17 protein-coding genes are annotated in these 18,455 nt (G+C 49.0%); 15 read left to right on the top strand and 2 right to left on the bottom strand.

Going from position 1 to position 18,455, the window contains the following annotated elements; translation table 11 throughout:
* The 9 genes from HRU42_RS17395 to HRU42_RS17355 all read left to right on the top strand — a co-directional run.
* On the top strand, positions 1-848 hold an 848-nt coding region (locus HRU42_RS17395), incomplete at its 5' end, for a S1 RNA-binding domain-containing protein (RefSeq protein ID WP_295032903.1).
* A 72-nt stretch (positions 849-920) separates the two neighbouring features.
* The gene (gene ihfB, locus HRU42_RS17390; RefSeq protein ID WP_193631234.1) at positions 921-1,208 is read left to right on the top strand and encodes an integration host factor subunit beta; all 288 of its coding nucleotides are present in this window, start codon (positions 921-923) and stop codon (positions 1,206-1,208) included.
* A 122-nt stretch (positions 1,209-1,330) separates the two neighbouring features.
* Complete coding sequence (locus HRU42_RS17385) at positions 1,331-1,621, top strand: LapA family protein (protein ID WP_295032901.1); 291 nt, start codon at positions 1,331-1,333, stop codon at positions 1,619-1,621.
* Position 1,622: 1 nt separating this feature from the next.
* The gene (lapB, locus tag HRU42_RS17380; protein WP_295032899.1) at positions 1,623-2,783 is read left to right on the top strand and encodes a lipopolysaccharide assembly protein LapB; all 1,161 of its coding nucleotides are present in this window, start codon (positions 1,623-1,625) and stop codon (positions 2,781-2,783) included.
* A gap of 103 nt (positions 2,784-2,886) precedes the next feature.
* Positions 2,887-3,582 carry an orotidine-5'-phosphate decarboxylase gene (pyrF, locus tag HRU42_RS17375; RefSeq protein ID WP_295032897.1) on the top strand — a complete coding sequence of 232 codons (696 nt, stop codon included), beginning with the start codon at positions 2,887-2,889 and terminating at the stop codon, positions 3,580-3,582.
* A 49-nt stretch (positions 3,583-3,631) separates the two neighbouring features.
* On the top strand, positions 3,632-4,447 hold the full coding sequence (locus tag HRU42_RS17370) for an SDR family oxidoreductase (protein WP_295032896.1): 816 nt from the start codon (positions 3,632-3,634) through the stop codon (positions 4,445-4,447).
* A gap of 55 nt (positions 4,448-4,502) precedes the next feature.
* Positions 4,503-5,045, top strand: a complete 543-nt coding sequence (locus HRU42_RS17365; RefSeq protein ID WP_295032895.1) for a DUF2058 domain-containing protein — start codon at positions 4,503-4,505, stop codon at positions 5,043-5,045.
* 171 nt (positions 5,046-5,216) lie between these two features.
* Positions 5,217-6,197 carry a transposase gene (locus HRU42_RS17360; protein ID WP_295032894.1) on the top strand — a complete coding sequence of 327 codons (981 nt, stop codon included), beginning with the start codon at positions 5,217-5,219 and terminating at the stop codon, positions 6,195-6,197.
* A 417-nt stretch (positions 6,198-6,614) separates the two neighbouring features.
* Positions 6,615-8,372: an acyl-CoA dehydrogenase C-terminal domain-containing protein gene (locus tag HRU42_RS17355; RefSeq protein WP_295032893.1), complete on the top strand. Its 1,758-nt coding sequence runs from the start codon at positions 6,615-6,617 to the stop codon at positions 8,370-8,372.
* 90 nt (positions 8,373-8,462) lie between these two features.
* Here the strand turns inward: HRU42_RS17355 and dacB are convergent, their stop codons facing one another.
* Both dacB and HRU42_RS17345 read right to left on the bottom strand, forming a co-directional pair.
* Positions 8,463-9,923 carry a D-alanyl-D-alanine carboxypeptidase/D-alanyl-D-alanine-endopeptidase gene (gene dacB / locus HRU42_RS17350; protein ID WP_295032892.1) on the bottom strand — a complete coding sequence of 487 codons (1,461 nt, stop codon included), beginning with the start codon at positions 9,921-9,923 and terminating at the stop codon, positions 8,463-8,465.
* Positions 9,924-10,003: 80 nt separating this feature from the next.
* On the bottom strand, positions 10,004-10,177 hold the full coding sequence (locus HRU42_RS17345) for a hypothetical protein (protein WP_295032891.1): 174 nt from the start codon (positions 10,175-10,177) through the stop codon (positions 10,004-10,006).
* 359 nt (positions 10,178-10,536) lie between these two features.
* On the opposite strand from HRU42_RS17345, the gene HRU42_RS17340 reads away from it, so the two are divergent.
* The 6 genes from HRU42_RS17340 to HRU42_RS17315 form a co-directional block, all read left to right on the top strand.
* Positions 10,537-10,869 carry a DUF1904 domain-containing protein gene (locus HRU42_RS17340; RefSeq protein WP_295032890.1) on the top strand — a complete coding sequence of 111 codons (333 nt, stop codon included), beginning with the start codon at positions 10,537-10,539 and terminating at the stop codon, positions 10,867-10,869.
* 11 nt (positions 10,870-10,880) lie between these two features.
* A complete protein-coding gene (gene pssA, locus HRU42_RS17335) occupies positions 10,881-12,194 on the top strand; it encodes a CDP-diacylglycerol--serine O-phosphatidyltransferase (protein WP_295032889.1) in 1,314 nt (437 codons plus the stop codon).
* 60 nt (positions 12,195-12,254) lie between these two features.
* Positions 12,255-13,013 carry a tRNA-uridine aminocarboxypropyltransferase gene (locus HRU42_RS17330; protein ID WP_295032905.1) on the top strand — a complete coding sequence of 253 codons (759 nt, stop codon included), beginning with the start codon at positions 12,255-12,257 and terminating at the stop codon, positions 13,011-13,013.
* A 357-nt stretch (positions 13,014-13,370) separates the two neighbouring features.
* Positions 13,371-14,594, top strand: coding sequence for an efflux RND transporter periplasmic adaptor subunit (locus HRU42_RS17325; protein WP_295032888.1), 1,224 nt, complete (start codon positions 13,371-13,373; stop codon positions 14,592-14,594).
* Entirely contained in the window at positions 14,594-17,755 is a 3,162-nt protein-coding gene (locus tag HRU42_RS17320; RefSeq protein ID WP_295032886.1) for an efflux RND transporter permease subunit, read from the top strand. Before HRU42_RS17325 ends, HRU42_RS17320 begins: the two co-directional genes overlap by 1 nt.
* Positions 17,748-18,455, top strand: a 708-nt coding sequence (locus tag HRU42_RS17315; protein WP_295032884.1) for a TolC family protein, incomplete at its 3' end; no start/stop codon positions are given. The genes HRU42_RS17320 and HRU42_RS17315, both read left to right, overlap by 8 nt.

Here is an 18,455-nt window from a genome sequence, read left to right as displayed (position 1 = left end):
ACCCAGAAAACACACGTTTGACTGGTCGCGTTACTAACCTAACTGACTACGGTTGTTTCGTTGAAATCGAAGAAGGCGTTGAAGGTCTTGTTCACGTTTCTGAAATGGATTGGACTAACAAGAACATTCACCCATCAAAGGTTGTTAACCTAGGTGATGAAGTTGAAGTTCTAGTACTTGACATTGATGAAGAGCGTCGTCGTATTTCTCTTGGTCTTAAGCAGTGTAAAGTTAACCCATGGGATGACTTCGCAGAGCGCTTTAACAAGGGCGACAAGGTCACTGGTAAGATCAAGTCAATCACTGACTTCGGTATCTTCATCGGTCTTGACGGTGGCATCGACGGTCTAGTTCACCTTTCTGATATTTCTTGGAACGGTACTGGCGAAGAAGCGGTTGCTGATTACAAGAAAGGCGACGAAATCAACGCAGTTGTTCTTTCTGTTGACCCTGAGCGCGAGCGTATCAGCCTTGGCGTTAAGCAGACTGAAGACGATCCATTCAATGCTTATCTTTCAGATAAGAAGAAGGGTGCGGTTGTTAACGGTACAGTTGTCGCTGTTGACGCTAAAGGCGTTACAGTCGAACTTGCTGAAACTGTTGAAGGTTACCTACGTGTATCTGATATCTCTCGTGAGCGTATCGAAGATGCATCTACAGTTTACTCTGTAGGCGACGCCATTGAAGCTAAGTTCATGGGTGTTGACCGTAAGAACCGTACTATCAGCCTATCTATCCGTGCGAAAGATGAAGCTGAAGAGAAAGAAGCAATGGCTAGCTTGAACAAGCAAGAAGAAACTGTAGCAAGCAGTGCTATGGCTGAAGCGTTCAAAGCGGCTCGTAAGTAATCGCCTGAAGTTCAGGGGTGCTTTGCACCCCTGTTAGGTGACTGTATTTGGCTTGAAAATAGAGGGTATAGGATGACAAAATCCGAACTGATCGAAAAACTTGCCACTAGGCAGTCGCAGCTGTCGGCTAAAGAAGTTGAAAGTGCTATTAAAGAGATGTTAGAGCAGATGGCTCAAACATTGGAAGGCGGAGATCGTATCGAGATCCGTGGTTTTGGTAGCTTTTCGCTTCATTTCCGTGCGCCGCGTACAGGCCGTAATCCTAAGACTGGAACGTCAGTCGAGTTGGATGGCAAGTATGTTCCGCATTTTAAGCCAGGCAAAGAACTGCGTGAACGTGTCGATGCAATCAATGCATAAATGACATTGTTTTAAAAGCCTCCGTATGGAGGCTTTTTTATGCCTGAAATGAACTAAATCCTAGCTAGTTTAGTGAATATCTAAGATAATCCGTAGATTGAAATGGATATATGGAGTGTAACGTGCGGTCATTTATCGTCACAGTGTTAGTAGCACTAGTGTTCTTTTTTGCATTAATCTTCGGCGCACGTAACGAGCAGATGGTGACCATCAGTTATTTTGTCGCTCAGGGTGAATTCCGATTACCCCTAGTCTTGGCTTTCGTATTTCTGGCCGGTTTTATGATCAGCTGGTTGTTCGCCATTTATCACATAACTAAACTAAAATTGGCATTACGAAATGCCAAAAAGAGATGCAGCCAACTCGAGTCTAGATTAGAAGGGATGACTTCCGCTCGGGACGTCGACGTCTAATATGCAAGAGATCCTGTTTCTGTTACTTCCAATCGCCGCCGGTTACGGCTGGTATATGGGACGGCGCAGTGTACGGCACAATCAGAGTAGCCAAAGAAAACAGTTGAGTCGTGATTATTTCACAGGGCTTAATTTTCTCCTGTCCAATGAATCAGACAAGGCCGTCGATCTGTTCATTACCATGTTGGATGTCGATGATGACACCATAGACACGCACCTCTCTCTTGGCTCCCTATTTAGAAAGCGTGGTGAAGTCGACCGCTCAATTAGAATCCATCAAAATTTAATTGCCAGACCCAGTCTCACCACTGAGCAGCGGGACATTGCCATGATGGAACTGGGTAAGGATTATCTCGCCGCTGGATTTTATGATAGGGCGGAAGAGATATTCATTACCTTGGTGAAGCAGGACGATCACAGTGAAGATGCCGAAACTCACCTGATCGATATCTACCAGGTGACCAAAGATTGGCAACAAGCCATCAATATCATCAAGAGCTTAAAACGAAAAAGACAGCAATGCCTCAAACACAATACGGCCCATTTTTATTGTGAATTGGCCAATGAACAAACTGATCTTGCCCCCCAGCTGAAACTGCTTCAGGCTGCGTTAAAACAAGACCCAGATTGTGGTCGGGCCTTGCTCACCTTAGCCGAGAAGTATCTCGATTCAGATGAATATGCCAAGTGCAAAGCGCTGCTGGTTAAGTTACTCGATGCCGATATCGAGCTTTTCCCCGATGCGCTGTCAATTGCCCGCCAGGTATTCCATGACAGCCATGATCTCACCGGCTACAACGACCTGCTTCGCCAAGCATTACAACACGGGGCGGGGGCGAGCGTCGCCATCACCTTAGCGCAAAATATGATTGAACAAGGTGAGATTCAAGAGGCGGAGCAGCTGGTTCTTGATGGTTTATATCGTCACCCGACGATGAAAAGCTTCCAGCATTTGATGAAGATGCATGTACAACAAGCCGAAGATGGACAAGCGAAAGAGAGTTTGACCATGCTGGAAAAGCTGGTAGAACAGCAGATCAAGTTCCGTCCCGGCTACCGGTGCAGCGGCTGTGGTTTCCCCTCACACCGCCTCTATTGGCATTGTCCATCCTGTAAGAGCTGGGGAAAAATAAAACGAATTAGGGGGCTCGACGGTGAATAACCTAGGTTATTCAACGACATGCCCATAACCATGAGGCAGAACATCTCACGATGGACTCATGGCTGATATACCAAGAATCTACCACGAAGGAAATGGAGAAAAAATGAGTAATAAGTCGATTTTAGTCGCCCTGGATTTTGATGACAAGCATGCTGCCTTACAACTGGTCGATCAATTAGATCCTAGTATGTGCCGTCTCAAAGTAGGCAAGGAGATGTTTACTCTTTTTGGACCCGAATTTATCGAGGCGCTGCATGAGCGTGATTTTGAGGTGTTCTTGGATCTTAAATTCCACGATATCCCCAATACCGTTGCCAAGGCTGTTACGGCTGCAGCCGAGCTAGGAGTGTGGATGACCAACGTCCATGCCAGCGGCGGTCTCGCCATGATGCAAGCGGCTAAGAAAGCGCTAATCCCTTATGGCGAAAAGGCTCCCATGCTGATTGCCGTCACTGTGCTCACCTCCATGAGTGATGAAGAGCTCAAGCTTATCGGCATCGATGTCCCCGCGTTCGAGCATGTACAGCGTCTCGCGAAACTGACTCAACAAGCGGGATTAGATGGTGTTGTTTGTTCGGCACATGAAGCACAAGTGCTAAGATCTAACTTAGGTAAAGAATTTAAACTGTGTACGCCGGGCATTCGCCCCGTGGGTGCCGATAAGGGTGACCAACATAGGGTCATGACGCCACCAGAAGCGATTGCAGCAGGTTCTGACTATTTAGTGATAGGAAGACCTATTACGAAAGCTGAGGATCCACTGGCTGTGCTCCAAGCGATACACGCATCGTTGAAATAGGAAATTTAAGGCTAGCTGACTAGTTGGCCTATCCTCCCAGGAGGCAGGCATGTTTGACTATAAAGGCAAGAATGTTGTGGTCGTGGGGGGCACCAGTGGCATCAACCTGGCCATCGCGATCGCATTTGCTCAGGCTGGCGCTAATGTGGCTGTCGCCAGTCGCAGCGCCGAGAAAGTCGATGCCGCAGTTAAATTACTGCGTGAAACCAATCCCAAGGGCACCCATATGGGAGCCAGTTTCGATGTACGAGACGTCGATGGATTAACAGCGGGCTTCTCTCTGTTTAAGGTCCATTTTTCTCAAATCGATGTTCTAGTCAGTGGCGCCGCCGGTAACTTTCCGGCCCCCGCTGCCTTACTGAGTGAAAATGGCTTCAAGTCGGTGATGGATATCGATCTGCTGGGCAGTTTTCAGGTGCTTAAGCAAGCCTATCCTTTGATGACCAGACCTGGGGGCTGTATCATTCAAATCTCGGCGCCCCAGGCGTTTGTCGCCATGCCCATGCAGGCACATGTGGGCGCGGCCAAGGCGGGTGTCGATATGTTGACTAAAAACCTGGCGCTGGAGTGGGGCTGTGAGGGGCTTCGAATAAACTCAATCGTCCCTGGGCCCATCAGCGGCACCGAAGGGTTTAATCGATTAGCCCCCGGCGCAGAGTTACAAGCGCGTGTCGCTAAGAGTGTGCCGCTACAGCGAAATGGCCTAGGACAAGATATTGCCAATGGCGCCTTATTTCTGGCCTCTCCCATGGCATCTTATATTACCGGTGTCGTACTGCCGATAGACGGCGGTTGGTCTCTTGGCGGTGCATCCATGGTGATGGCTGAGCTGGCCCTGTTAGCGACCAAACGGCCTAAAGAATGAGTTGAATCATCCAAGATGATGGTTCGACATAAATATGAATAACAGTGAGAAACAGATGGCAAATCCTTTTCAAGAGCAACTGCTCAAAGCTGGTCTAGTCAGCAAACAAAAAGTACAGAAAGCCAGGACGCAGAAACGACGTGACCGTAAGGCCAAGGTCGATGATGGCTCTGGAGAATTAAAACTGCAGGTAGCGGCGCAGAAGCTAGAGCAAGCGGCGAAAGATAAGGCACTCAATGAGCAAAACTTTGCCGCGGCAACCGAGAAAGGCCTAGTACGCGGCCTAGTGTCGGAATTTACTCGCTTAGCCATAAAGCCGCCCCAAAGCGGCGAGATAAAGTTTAATTTCACCCACAATAATAAAATCTTATCGATTTATGTGAATGATAAACTGCAGACTCAGCTGCTTAATGGGCAACTGGGTATCGTACGTCACGAAGATACCAGTTATCTAGTGCCCCATAAACTCGCCGAGCGGGTCAATATGTTGGTGCCCCAGTGGTGTGGTTACTTGTGGGTACAAGATGATAACAGCCAGGTCGTCGAAGCAGACGATCCTTACGCAGATTACGTCATCCCAGATGACTTGATGTGGTAGGAAACCAAGGGGCTAGGTTCGATGACCTAGCCCTTATCATTTGCGTCCTCAGCCCCCCTCGCTCCTGAGAGGATAAATAGGGACAGGCATCGTTAATTGGGCATAGTTAATTGATGGATCAAGTGTCACCTACTAAGCTTTAGGTATTACTTGATATAGGAGGCTACTACTATGCCCCGTCCCCGAAATACTCAAATTAGTATTGAAGACACTTTATTCTACCATTGCTGCAGCCGAACAGTTCGTCAAGCCTTCATAGCGGGAGTTGATGATTTTACAGGGAAATCTTATGAACATCGACGAGGCTGGATTGAAACTCAGATATTAAATTTGGCGGGCGTGTTTGCTATTGATGTGGCGGCTTATGCGGTCATGAGTAATCATCTTCATCTGGTGCTGCGTATTGATATCGAACTTGCCAATAGGTGGAGTGACAGAGAGGTAGTAGGACAGTGGCATGAAATCTTTAAGGGCTCTGAGCTAAGCCAACAATTTGCCAAAGGTGAGGTGATCGAAGCCTATCAAGTCTCTCAATTGAAACACTTAATCGCCGAGTACCGGAGTCGATTAAGTGACATAAGTTGGTTTATGCGCTGCCTCAATGAGCCAATCGCGAGGATGGCGAATAAAGAGGATAACTGCACAGGGCATTTCTGGGAAGGGCGGTTCAAGAGCCAAGCGTTACTCGATGAAACCGCGGTGCTGGCCTGTATGGCATATGTAGAGCTCAATCCCATACGGGCGAAGATGGCCAAGACACCAGAAACTTCAGACTACACCAGCCTTAAAATAAGAGTAAAGGCAGCTTTAAAAGGTCAACAGCCGGCAAAGCTACTGCCTTTTATTGGGGATGAACGACTCAATCAATCTAAAGGGATCAACTTTGCGCTGAAAGATTATCTAGAACTTGTAGATGCAACTGGCAGGATTATTCGAGATGACAAGCGTGGTGCAATACCTTCAAGTGCATCTAAAATATTAACTAGACTGAATATTTCAGCAGATAACTGGATAAAACTGACTTCTGAATTTGGCAAGCTCTTCCATGGCCCGGTAGGTACCTCACAAGAGCTGACGAGCTATTGTGAACATTTAGATAAACGACGACGGCACTTTGCTAAGTGTTGTCAATATCTAGAACCTAGCAGATAACTAGATACAATCAATTCGCTTCATCTTCTTTTTCCTCCTCAATCTTTTGAGGTAACAGGTTATGCCTGAAAATCGTTATTTTGTTTGAAATCCCTCTATTTTATTGAGTTTCACAGATTGAATGCGTGCCGCTATCGGGAATAGCCAACGTTTAATCAATGTAGAGTTGAAACCTGATGCCATTGCTTGTTGAATTCGAGTTATAGTATTGATTTATAATGGCTGGCTTTGATTTTATTCTGGTTATAGTATTGATTTATAATGGCTGGCTTTGATTTTACCTGGTTCCTAAATCCTGCACTTACCTCCTTGCCTGAACGTTCACTTCCCTCAACTTATCCAAATATCTCTTTCTTTTCTGACGGTATCTGGTATAAATTAAAACAAGTGTTTAAATCCAACGTTTGAGAGTCGATAATGAATCCTTACCAAGCTCCGTTAGCCGAAATGAAATTCCTGTTAGATAAGGTGTTTGATGCGCCTCAAACATGGGCATCTTTACCTGCCATTGCTGAAAATGTCGATATGGACACGGCGGTGGCGATAATGGATGAAGCAGAAAAGATAAGTCGTGAATTACTCCATCCTATAAACCGCAGTGGCGATGAGCAAGGCGTGGTGCACCAAGATGATAAGGTGATCACGCCAGACGGCTATAAAGAGGCATATGCCCAGTACGCCGAAGGTGGTTGGGTAGGTCTGTGCGGCGAACCAGAACTCGGTGGCATGGGTATGCCTAAGATGTTGGGGGTACTCGTTGATGAAATGGCCTACAGCGCCTGTAATGCATTCACCCTGTATGGTTCTCTAACCGCTGGTGCGGCATTATGTATCAATGCCCATGGTAGCGATGAGCTGAAACAAAAATACCTGCCTATGATGTACAGCGGCGAGTGGTCAGGTGCCATGGACATGACAGAGCCTCAGGCCGGCTCAGATCTTCGTGGCATACGCACTAAGGCGGTGCCGCTAGATGATGGCAGCTATAGCATCACCGGCAGCAAAATATTCATCACGGGAGGCGATCACGATCTCACCGAAAACGTGATCCATCTGGTATTGGCTAAATTACCTGATTCCAAAGGAATCTCACTCTTCCTGGTACCCAAGATCAAGGTCGATGATTCTGGCGCCCTTGGTGAGTCTAATAAGGTCACCGTGGGTTCAATCGAGCACAAGATGGGGCTTAAGGCATCGTCGACCTGTGTGATGAATTATGATGGAGCGCAAGGCTATCTCATCGGTGAGCCAAACCGTGGTCTGGTGTGTATGTTCACCATGATGAACTACGAGCGTCTGGCGATTGGTATCCAAGGTTTGGGCACATCACAAGCGGCTTATCAGATGGCTGCCGATTACGCTAAAGAGCGTGTTCAAGGGGTCGCTGCGGGGGGATCGCCGACTGGGGCGACTAGCGACCCTATCATAGTGCACGGCGATGTTCGTCGTATGTTGCTTAATATCCGGGTGTTAACCGAGGCGGGCCGCGCCCTGTCGGTGCTCACGGGGCAGCAACTGGATATTGCCAAATATGGAGCAGGCGAGGATCAAGCTAAGGCGAGTCGATATGTTGGCCTGTTAACCCCGGTAGCTAAGGCATTCTTGAGCGATCGCGGTCTGGACGCTGCCATCACGGCTCAACAAGTATTTGGTGGCCATGGCTATATCCGTGAAACGGGTATTGAGCAACTGGTGCGTGACACGCGAATCGCGCAGATCTATGAGGGAACCAATGGTATTCAGGCCATCGATTTCCTCGGCCGTAAGGTGACAGGGGATAATCTGGCTGCGTTAACTGAGTTTGTTAATGAGTGCACAGCCAAGCTATCGACCTTGAGCCATGTTGATGTAGCGCATAAGGCTAAGGTGACGGATTTACTGCAACAGCTTATTCTGGTCGCATCTGAAATTAACGATAAGAAACTCGACAAGCCAGCAATCATCAATGCCTGCGCCGTCGATTTTCTCGATGCCTTCGGTCATGTCGTATATGGCTATTTCTGGCTATTGATGTCCGATGCCGCCGCGTCACATGGGGATAAAGAGTTTAGTGCGCAAAAACGTTACCTGAGTAACTTCTATATCGAGAAGATGCTGCCTAAGGCCGAGTATCATCTGGCTCAGGTACGTGCAGGTGAAGCGACAATTATGGACATACCTGAATCTCTGTTTTGATCTAATCCATAAATATAAGGGCGAATACTCGGGTTAGTGGCCTCAGTATTCGCCTTTTTTGTTTTGAGGATATTTGTTTAATCTAACTGGTCAGTTCGCAGGACTTGCAGGGGTGAGCGTCGAGCTTGCTTGAGATTCTTGTGCTAAGGTATTAGCCATTAATGAATGTAAAAACAGTGCACTGAATGGCGCGCTTTGTTGCTTCTTCTCCAGGGGGCTCTGACCGTTTTCTAAGATCACAAACAGGGTATCAGCTTGGGTTTCACTCCTGATAAAACCGGCAAGATTATCTACTCCCTGCATCGACCCTGTTTTGGCTATGACATGCTTAAACAGGGGCGGCTTGTTGAAGCTGGTTTTATATTTGAGCGTACCACTCACACCAGCAACCGGCAGTGAATCTATGAGTGGGGTAAATCTTGAGTCGGTATAGATCAAGGTTAATACCTGACTGAGCTGACGTGCACTGAGTAGGTTATATCTGGAGAGCCCTGAGCCATCGACAACCTGTGCATGGTTAAGCTCAACTCCTTCACCAGTCAGTATCTGTTTAAGGGCACGACTGCCGTTGCTAAAGTTGCCTGGTCGCTGAAAAGTGTGTTTACCCAGCTGTTTGAGTAAGCTATCGGCGATCAGGTTATCTGACTTGAGCAACATGGTGTGAAGTAAGTCTGATAGAGGGACGGATCCATGGGTCGCGATTACGTGAGTGTTTGCTGGCAACTGGTGTTGTACCAATATCTTGCCCTTGAGTTTGATCTTGCTGCTCTTGAGTATTTGCGACATCGACGCTTGCATAAATAACTCAGGATCTGTGATGGCAATGGCGAGTTTAATGGCTTGTGAACCTGAGTAACAACCACCTAGAGCGAAGTGATTCGCGGCTAGACGCTGCAGGTCTAATTGGCAAAATTTCTCGGTCTTAGACTTATCAAACACAGCGGTATTTTTGATACTGATGGGGATATCCCCTGGGATCGATAACTGACTCTGGTTACTGGCCAGCTTAGGTGAAAGCTTACCGTGCACACAGTTGCGGTCGAGTACGAAACTAGACACTGGCGCCGCATAACAGATCCCCAGATCATCCCAAACCCAACCCGGTGCCTGTAGCTGTTCATTGGCCTGACCGATTAAGTAGAGGCTGCCTTCGATTCGATATAAGCCTTGTTCGGTAAGTTGTGCAAGCAGCGCTTTGAGATCTTCGCTCTTCAAGGTCGGATCGCCGTCGAAGCCGATGTAGACATCACCGGCTATCACGCCATCTTTGATAGGAAAGCGCGAATACACACGTGTATTAAAGGTAAACCCTGCTCCCAGGGCGGAAGTCGCAGCGACCGCAGTCAGCAACTTCATGGTACTGGCGGGTAAGAGTAAGGTATCCGGGCTTTGCTCGAAGAGGATGTCGCCAGTCACCAGGTTGGTCGCTATGATCGCGGTATGGGAATGGGGCGGTTTAATCTTGGTTAATACATTATCAAAATAGTCAGCGCCAATGGCTGGGAGAGATAAACCGCCGAGCACAAGACAGGCGTAAACTAGAGGTCTCATAACATTCACATAGGTAAGTGGCTTAGCAGAGAAGGGCGGGTGACTAAGCCAGTAAATAATACAGGCTTATAGCATAGCGTTTATTCATCTTCGGAGTTATCTTTTTCCATTAAGCGGTAGATCCCTAAGGTCACAAAGGTCACTAGGCCGATAAAGAGGGGTAAGATAAAAATCCCCAGCTGTGCCTTGAAGTGAAATATAGCCCATGAGATGAGCAAGCTTATCGCGATTGTGCCTAATATCTTAATATTCATTATTGTCTCCATAGTGAGTCATGCTGCCGAGTCGGCTATTATAACCAAAGTTTCAATTCAATGCCGTGTTCGGTGAAAGATATTAATATCAATTAAGCTAACTTTTCGTTGCCTATGCTGCACTTGGGTTGCAGGGCATAGGCAATACCGCTAAATTGCTGTGAACATTATTCACTTCAGTTCGGCAGCGATGTCACTTGGTTAGTGGTTAATTTGAGCATTTTGTGCACTTAAATCGGTCTTTGCTCGAAATGTGTACACCTCTTATGGTCTTATGCTGCAAAAATGGAGAAAACCCTTGCCCAATGGGGTGTAAATCGGTAATTTTATCTCCTTATGATTTATATTAAGGGATCGATATGCCTCATATTCGTATGCGCGGACTACCTGAAGACGCTGTGGCCAGTTTGAGCCGTACATTACTCGCACAATTAGCCGAGTTATGTCGGATTGATGCTCAAGGGTTTACCTTGGACTGGATACCAAGCACAAGTTATCGTGATGGCAAAATCGATCTGAGTACGACACAAGTCGAATTACTCTGGTTCCCTAAAGATCCCGATACCCACGATAGAGTAGAGCAAGCGATCCGTAAAGCCATCGCATCGGCTTATCCTGAGTTGCAGCATCTGGCTGTCATGTTTCGCGCATTAGATCCGAGCACCTACTATCGTGACGGAACGCATTTTTAAAGGAGATGACCTTGCTTGATAAGCTTGGTGGAATACCCATCCAACCCGACGCATTACAATGGTTACTTACGCCCAAAGCCTTAAAGGCTGAGCTGTTAACGCGTATCGCCGCTGCGGTCAATTCAATCTATATCGCCGCCCTTTATCTCGAAGATGATGAGGCGGGGCGAGAGATTTTAGCGGCATTAATGTCAGCTAAAGACAGAAACCCTGCACTCGACATCAAGGTCTTAGTCGATTTCCATCGCGCTAGGCGAGGCCTGATAGGCCATAAGGGCGACAGTGGTAACTATCAGATGTATCGCACTGTCATGCAGGCAGCCAAACATCCGATCGACATATTAGGTGTGCCGGTCAAGTCTCGTGAGTTTATGGGCGTACTGCACCTTAAAGGATTTATTGTCGATGACGCCGTGATATACAGTGGTGCCAGCATCAATAATATCTATCTGCATCAAGCTGAAAAGTACCGTTTCGATAGATATCATGTGATTGAATCGGCCGAACTGGCGCGCTCCATGCGGCAGATGATCCAAACCTATCTGGTACAAGATCCCGCAGTCAGCTCACTCACTCAAGATAAAGCCACCGAGTTACTGCCACATAAAAATGATGTCCGCACCCTTAAGTCACGTTTAGTTAAGGCGAGCTATCAATTTGAATCCACTACCATAGGCAATCGTGTCACGCCTGTGGTGGGTTTAGGCAGAAAGAAAAACAAGCTCAATCAAATCGTCGTCGATATGGTGGCGCAATCAAAAGAAGCCTTGTTTATCTGCACCCCCTATTTTAACCCGCCCTACATTTTATCTCGTGCCCTAGCTAAGCATCTTAAAGACGGTAAGCGTATCGATATCGTCGTAGGGGATAAAACCGCCAACGATTTCTATATTCCGCCAGAGCAAGATTTCTCCACCATAGGGGCCTTGCCATACATGTATGAGCAGTCCTTGCGAAAGTTCGCCAAGCGCCAGCAATGGGCGGTGGAGAATGGCCAACTCAATATTCATCTCTGGAAAGATGGCATTAACAGTTATCATCTCAAGGGGATCAGCGCAGATAGCAAACGTCACCTGATCACCGGCAGTAACTTAAACCCCCGAGCATGGGCGCTGGATCTGGAAAATGGTCTATTGCTCCATGATGAGTCCGGTGTTTGGAAGGAGCAGTTTGAGCAGGAGCAGGCGCATATCCTGCAGCACACAGAGCGCTTGTATCATTACAGCCAGATAGAGACGCTCAACAAGTATCCGGCTCCGGTACGTAAGATAATGACTCGTATCAGACGCCTAAAAGCAGATTTTTTGCTGCGTCGAATATTATAATTTAGCCCAGACAAGCTAAGATCTAGGACCTAGGTGCTAGCTCACATTCACAAGGTCTATATGAGCGCATCTCTACACGCCGTCCACAAGCTCTACCAATACCGTAAGGCCATTTCCACCCGGCCTTATGGGGCCAGGGGCAAGAAGCTGATCCGTTGTGAACTGTGTTTACTGGCACAGACATATTGCACCTGTCAGAGTCGCCGCCAACTGGTGTCCGATAATGCATTCTTACTCATCATGTATGATGATGAGGTGCTAAAACCGAGTAACAGTGGTCGTCTTATCGCGGATCTTATCCCCGATACCCATGCTTATATCTGGTCCAGAACCCAGGCAAACCGCAAGATGCTGGCATTGATACAAGATCCTCGCTATCAGGCTTTCGTCATTTTTCCCGGTGAATATGCCTATACAGATCAAACCGTAGTCAGTGAGCTCGACCCTAGTCGCCTAGATAGTACCAAGAAGCCGCTGTTTATCATGCTCGACGGTAGCTGGCGCGAAGCGATTAAGATGTTCCGCAAGAGTCCTTACTTACATGATTTACCACTGCTGTCTTTTACCCCAGAGACCGTCGCCAAGTATGGTTTGAGAAAAGGCAGCCGGGATTTTCAGTTAGGCACTGCCGAAGTGGCGGTATTGGCGCTGGCCGCATCCGGTGAGAGGCGTAATGCCGAGGCGCTGAGCATCTGGTTTGAGCTGTTTATTAGTGCATCCATGTTTAGTCGAAGTCGTCAAAGCAATAAAGATCTTGGCCCACTCAAGAAGCTCTCGGACGCGTTTAAGCAAAAATCTGACTTCAACACGGCTGGCTAAGTCGGTCGAAAATTGAGCAGCCTTAGGGTTTAGTTTCCGACTCGCGCTTAAAATAGCGTTTATGCATAAAACGCCGCAACCGTTAAACCTTGCGGCCGGTCAAAAAATCTAATATTGGCCTAGGTTTCAATTACACTGTTTAAACAGGTAAGGTTAAAATTGATGTTTTTGTGTGTATATTGAGCGTTTCTTAGTTAATCTTTTGCTAAACCGATCCTTCTCTTGCTGTTAGCCTAGTTTAGAACTTACACTCGCATTCGATTAACTCGGTGAATATCTTTGATCACCACTCAATAGTTGCTCGCAACTCGAACAAAAAAGATATCCGCTCATCAAATATAATTTTGGGACATAAATATGGCACAGGTTTTCACACGTTCAGCGCTCACCTTAGCCTGGCTCATCGGCGTCGCAAGCTTGACGGCTTGTGACAAGGAAGTGCCTCAAATCACCCCGAAATTAGTGGTTGTCGAGCGAGTCACTACGGCAACGGTGCCACTCTATGGCAATTATGTGGGGATCACTCAGGCTTCCCTGGATGTTGAGGTCAGGGCTAGGGTCGACGGATTCGTCGAAGATAAGAGTTTTATCGAAGGCAGCGCCGTCAAAGAGGGCACTGTGCTGTATCGAATCGATAATCGCCGCTATCTCGCCGTCGTCAACCGACTCAATGCCAATCTAGAGTCCCAGCAATCTATGCTGGATAAGGCCAGACGCGATGTCGACAGATTAAAACCTCTCTACGAGCAAGATGCCGCCAGCCAATTAGATTTCGACAATGCCTTGTCATCACTGTCCCAAGCAAGATCGAGTCTGGCAGCGAGTCAAGCCGAATTAGAAGAGGCTGAGTTAGAGTTAAGCTATACCGAAATACGCTCGCCCATATCAGGTCTGGTCAGTCGCTCAGAAGTCGACATCGGCGCCCTGGTTGGCAGCAGTGGCCAGTCATTGCTGACCCGAGTGAAACGGGTAGACCCTATCTATGTGACATTCAACATGTCGGCGCTGGATTATCTCAACGCCAGAAGGCGCATGACCAGCTATAGCAAACAGAAAGAGGCCGAAGCCGAAGGCAAAGCGGTCGAAGGCTTCGTGACCATCACCTTGCCCGATAACAGCGAGTACCGTTATCTTGGTGACGTACGTTTCACCGACCCATCGGTCAATCCAGAGACGGGCACATTCCAGGTACGCGCCGAGTTGCCTAATCCAGATAAAGAACTGCTCCCGGGTCAATATACCAATGTACGCATCAAGCTCAACGAGGTGAGGAACGCCATCGTCATTCCAAACAAGGCCACTCAAGTCGAGCAAGGCGGCGTGTATGTGATGGTGGTGCTGCCCACACAAAAAGTGGAACGCCGCTTCATCGTGATCGAACATCAGGGTAAGATGGGCGTTGTGGTCAAGAGTGGCCTCAAGGCGGGGGAGCTAGTGATCGTCGAAGGCATGCACCGGGTTCGTCATGGACAACTGGCCGAGCCCTTAACCGCGGAGCAATACCTCAAACGCCAAGACACTAAACAGAAGGAGCAGGCGCTCAAGCAGCAGGCGCAAGAGCAAAAACAGGAACAGAAATAATGGCTCAGTATTTCGTTAATCGTCCTGTGTTCGCCGGTGTGATTTCGATCGTCATAGTGTTACTGGGGCTGATCGGCATGTTTAACCTGCCCATCGATCAATATCCCTACATCACTCCGCCTCAGGTCAAGGTCTCGGCATCTTATCCGGGCGCGACGTCGACCACGGCGGCCGAGTCGGTGGCCACCCCCTTAGAGCAAGAGCTCAACGGCTTGCCGAACATGATCTACATGAGCTCCAAGAGCACCAATTCGGGCAGCACCAATATCACCATCACCTTCGATGTGGGCACGAACCCAGATCTCGCCGCGGTGGATGCTCAAAATTCGACTCAACAAGCTAACGGCAGCTTGCCCATAGACGTTCAGACCGAGGGCGTGACCGTATCGAAAGAGGCTTCTGTCGAGTTGCTCAAGCTGGCGCTGACGTCCAGCGATGATCGCTATGATGAAATTTATCTGAGCAATTATGGCTCCATCAATATCGTATCTGCGCTCAAACGCATTCCTGGCGTGGGGCGAGTGCGCAACACTGGCGCACGTAGCTACTCGATGCGAGTCTGGTTAAAGCCTGATACCATGGCGGGTTACGGGCTGACCACCTCAGATGTTATCTCTGCCATCAAGGCGCAGAACAAGGAATCACCGGCGGGCACTATCGGGTCTCAGCCCAATAGTGACTCACTCAGCATGACCTTGCCTATCACCGCTGCGGGCCGCATGAGCAGTGTGCCCCAATTTAATGAGATCATCGTTCGCGCCAACAATGACGGCTCCATCATACGCCTCAGAGACATAGCTAAGGTTGAACTCGGCTCATCTTCATACACCTTACAATCTCAGCTCAATGGTGCCAACGCCACCGTCTTACAGGTCTATCTGTTGCCGGGTTCTAACGCCCTAGAGGTGACCAAGAACGTCAAGAGGGAGATGGCTAAGCTGGCCGAAAAATTCCCCCAGGGCATGAATTGGGAAGTCTTCTTCGATGCATCCGTGTTTATCGAGAATTCTATCCATGAGGTGGTGAAAACCTTAGTCGCTGCCCTCATCCTAGTCATATTAGTCGTGTACCTGTTTCTGCAAAACATTCGCGCCACGCTCATTCCCGCCATTGCCGTGCCGGTGTCCCTGATTGGCACTCTGGCGGCCATGCTGGTGTTTGGCTTCACCATCAATACCGTGAGCCTGTTAGCACTGGTGCTGGCTATCGGCATCGTGGTGGATGATGCCATCGTGGTGGTGGAAAATGTCGAGCGCTTGATGAATGAAAATGGCTTGAGCCCGGTCGAGGCGACCCGCACCGCCATGAAAGAGCTATCCGGGGCCTTGGTTGCCACCAGCCTAGTGCTGGCGGCCGTGTTTGTGCCTGTGTCATTCTTGTCTGGGATCACCGGCATCATGTACCGAGAATTTGCGGTAGCCATCACGGTGGCTGTGCTTATCTCTACTGTCGTTGCCTTGACCCTGTCGCCCGCCTTATGTGCCTTATTGCTCAAACCCGGTGACAAGGCCAAGTCGGGTTTCTTTAAATGGATAAACGACCGACTCGATACCAGTACCAGCAAGTATGTCGCCCTCGTTGCCCTAACCAATAAGCACGCCAAGCGCAGCTACCTGATCTTTGGCCTTATGGTGGCAGCTATGTATCTTATCATGTCTAACTTGCCGTCCAGCTTTATGCCCAATGAAGATCAGGGCCGGTTCTTCATCGACATGACCTTGCCCAATGGGGCGACGGTAAACCGAACCCAGGCCGCGCTTAAAAAGGCCGAAGCTAAGGTATTAGCCCATCCCGCCGTGGCCTACTCATTTACCTTAGCGGGTGAGAATCGCCGTTCAGGCTCTAATCAGGCCAATGGCCAATTTGAGATCATCTTGAAGCCTTGGTCCGATCGAGTCGAGAGTGACGCCACCGTGCACAAGGTGATGAAACAGATCCAAGCCTCGTTGCAGGAGATCTTGGAGGCTGAATTTAACAGCTACTTACCTTCCGCCGTGCCGGGACTCGGCAGCGGAGCCGGCGTTGAAATGGAGTTACAGGACACGTCCGGCACCAACTTCAGGGGCCTGATGGAAACAGCCGATGAACTGGTTGAGAAGCTTAAACTGCAGCCGGAAATCGCCACCGCAAGTTTATCTTTGCAGAGCGCCATTCCTCAGCTGCATCTTACGGTGGATGAAGCCAAGGCCATGGCTATCGGCGTCAAGGTGTCCGATATCTACAGCACGATAAAGACCTTCACCGACTCATCCACGGTAAACGATTTTAACCTGTTTGGCCGTGTCTACCGGGTCAAGGTACAGGCACAGGAAAGCTATCGCCAGTTTCCCGAGCAGATTAAAGATTATTATGTCCGCTCGTCGACTGGGGCCATGGTGCCCATAGGCGTGTTGGCTAAATATGATTACACGGTTGGACCCGCCGCAGTGACACACTATAACTTGTTTAGCAGCGCTTCGATTAACGCGACTCCGGCGCCAGGTTATGCCTCTGGGGATGTGATTAAGGCGATCGATAGGGTGGCAAAACCCATGCTGCCCATAGAGTTCAGCTATGAATGGACCGGCATTACCTATCAGGAAGTGCAATCGGCCAATCAAACCAGTATCGCGGTCAGCTTAGCCATGGTGTTCGTCTTCTTGTTTCTCGCCGCCCTCTATGAGAGCTGGACCATACCCATAGCCGTGTTGCTCATTGCCCCAATTGCCATGCTTGGTGCATCACTGGGCACCTTAATGAGTGGCATGGAGAGTAACCTATTTTTCCAGGTCGCCTTCATCGCCCTCATCGGCATGGCCGCCAAGAACTCCATCTTGATCGTAGAGTTTGCTAATCAGCGACACCAACAGGGTAAGAGTCGACTCGACGCCGCGTTGGAGGCGGCCAATATGCGTTTCAGACCCATCTTAATGACCTCTATGGCCTTTATTCTTGGGGTATTACCTCTGGTACTCTCGGTGGGACCTGGTGCGGTGAGCAGACAGAGCATCTCAATACCGATCCTCTTCGGCATGATATTCGCGACCACCATAGGCATAGTCATGGTGCCGTTGTTTTTCGTGACCACGGCGGGCTGGCTTAAATCTAAGATCAAGCCTACAAGCGACTCTGAGGCGAGTTCGGATACCGGCTCTACCACGGCAGGGGACACGCATGTTTAAGCACAAGACTGCAATGCATCATTTCTTTAAACGACGCGGTCTCGTCGGTGCGTTGACGACGGGCTTACTCCTGTCGGGCTGCGCCATGGGGCCGGATTATGAGCGGCCGGAGCTCGAGTTACCGCCTCAATACTTTGATGAACTGGCCCAGGAGTCGGCAAAGAATATCGGTCTGTCTCACTGGCGCGACTTTTATTTGGATCCCGACTTACAGGTATTGATAACACACGCCTTGTCGAAGAATATCAATTTAGAAACCGTGCGCTCCAGATTGTTAGCCGCGCGCTCGAACGTCACCGTCACAGATGCGGCGCTTTATCCGGCGCTGGGGATCGATGCCAATGCCGAGCGTTCCATCGACAGCGGTATCACCAATACCAACCCCAGCCACGAGAACGAGTTCGATCTGGTGGGCACCGTATCCTGGGAGCTGGATATCTGGGGGGCAAACAGGCGGCGCAGTGAGAGCAGCTATGCCAATTACCTCTCGGCGCAGGAGTCACTCAATCTCGCGGTGATCAGCTTAATCAGTGATGTGGCCAGTCGCTACTATCAATGGCTGGATATCGAACACAGGTATCAGATCTCATTGAATACGGTCGAGTTACGCCGAAAAGAGCGTGATCTTGCACGTTTACGCAAGGAAAATGGTGTCATTTCCGGCTTGGAGGTGCGTCAGGCCGAAGTCGAGTACCAGAGC

This window comes from Shewanella sp. (assembly GCF_013214165.1).
Lineage (GTDB): Bacteria > Pseudomonadota > Gammaproteobacteria > Enterobacterales > Shewanellaceae > Shewanella.
The sequence above is the reverse complement of the archived record's forward strand: the minus strand, read 5'-3'. Positions and strand labels throughout refer to the sequence as shown.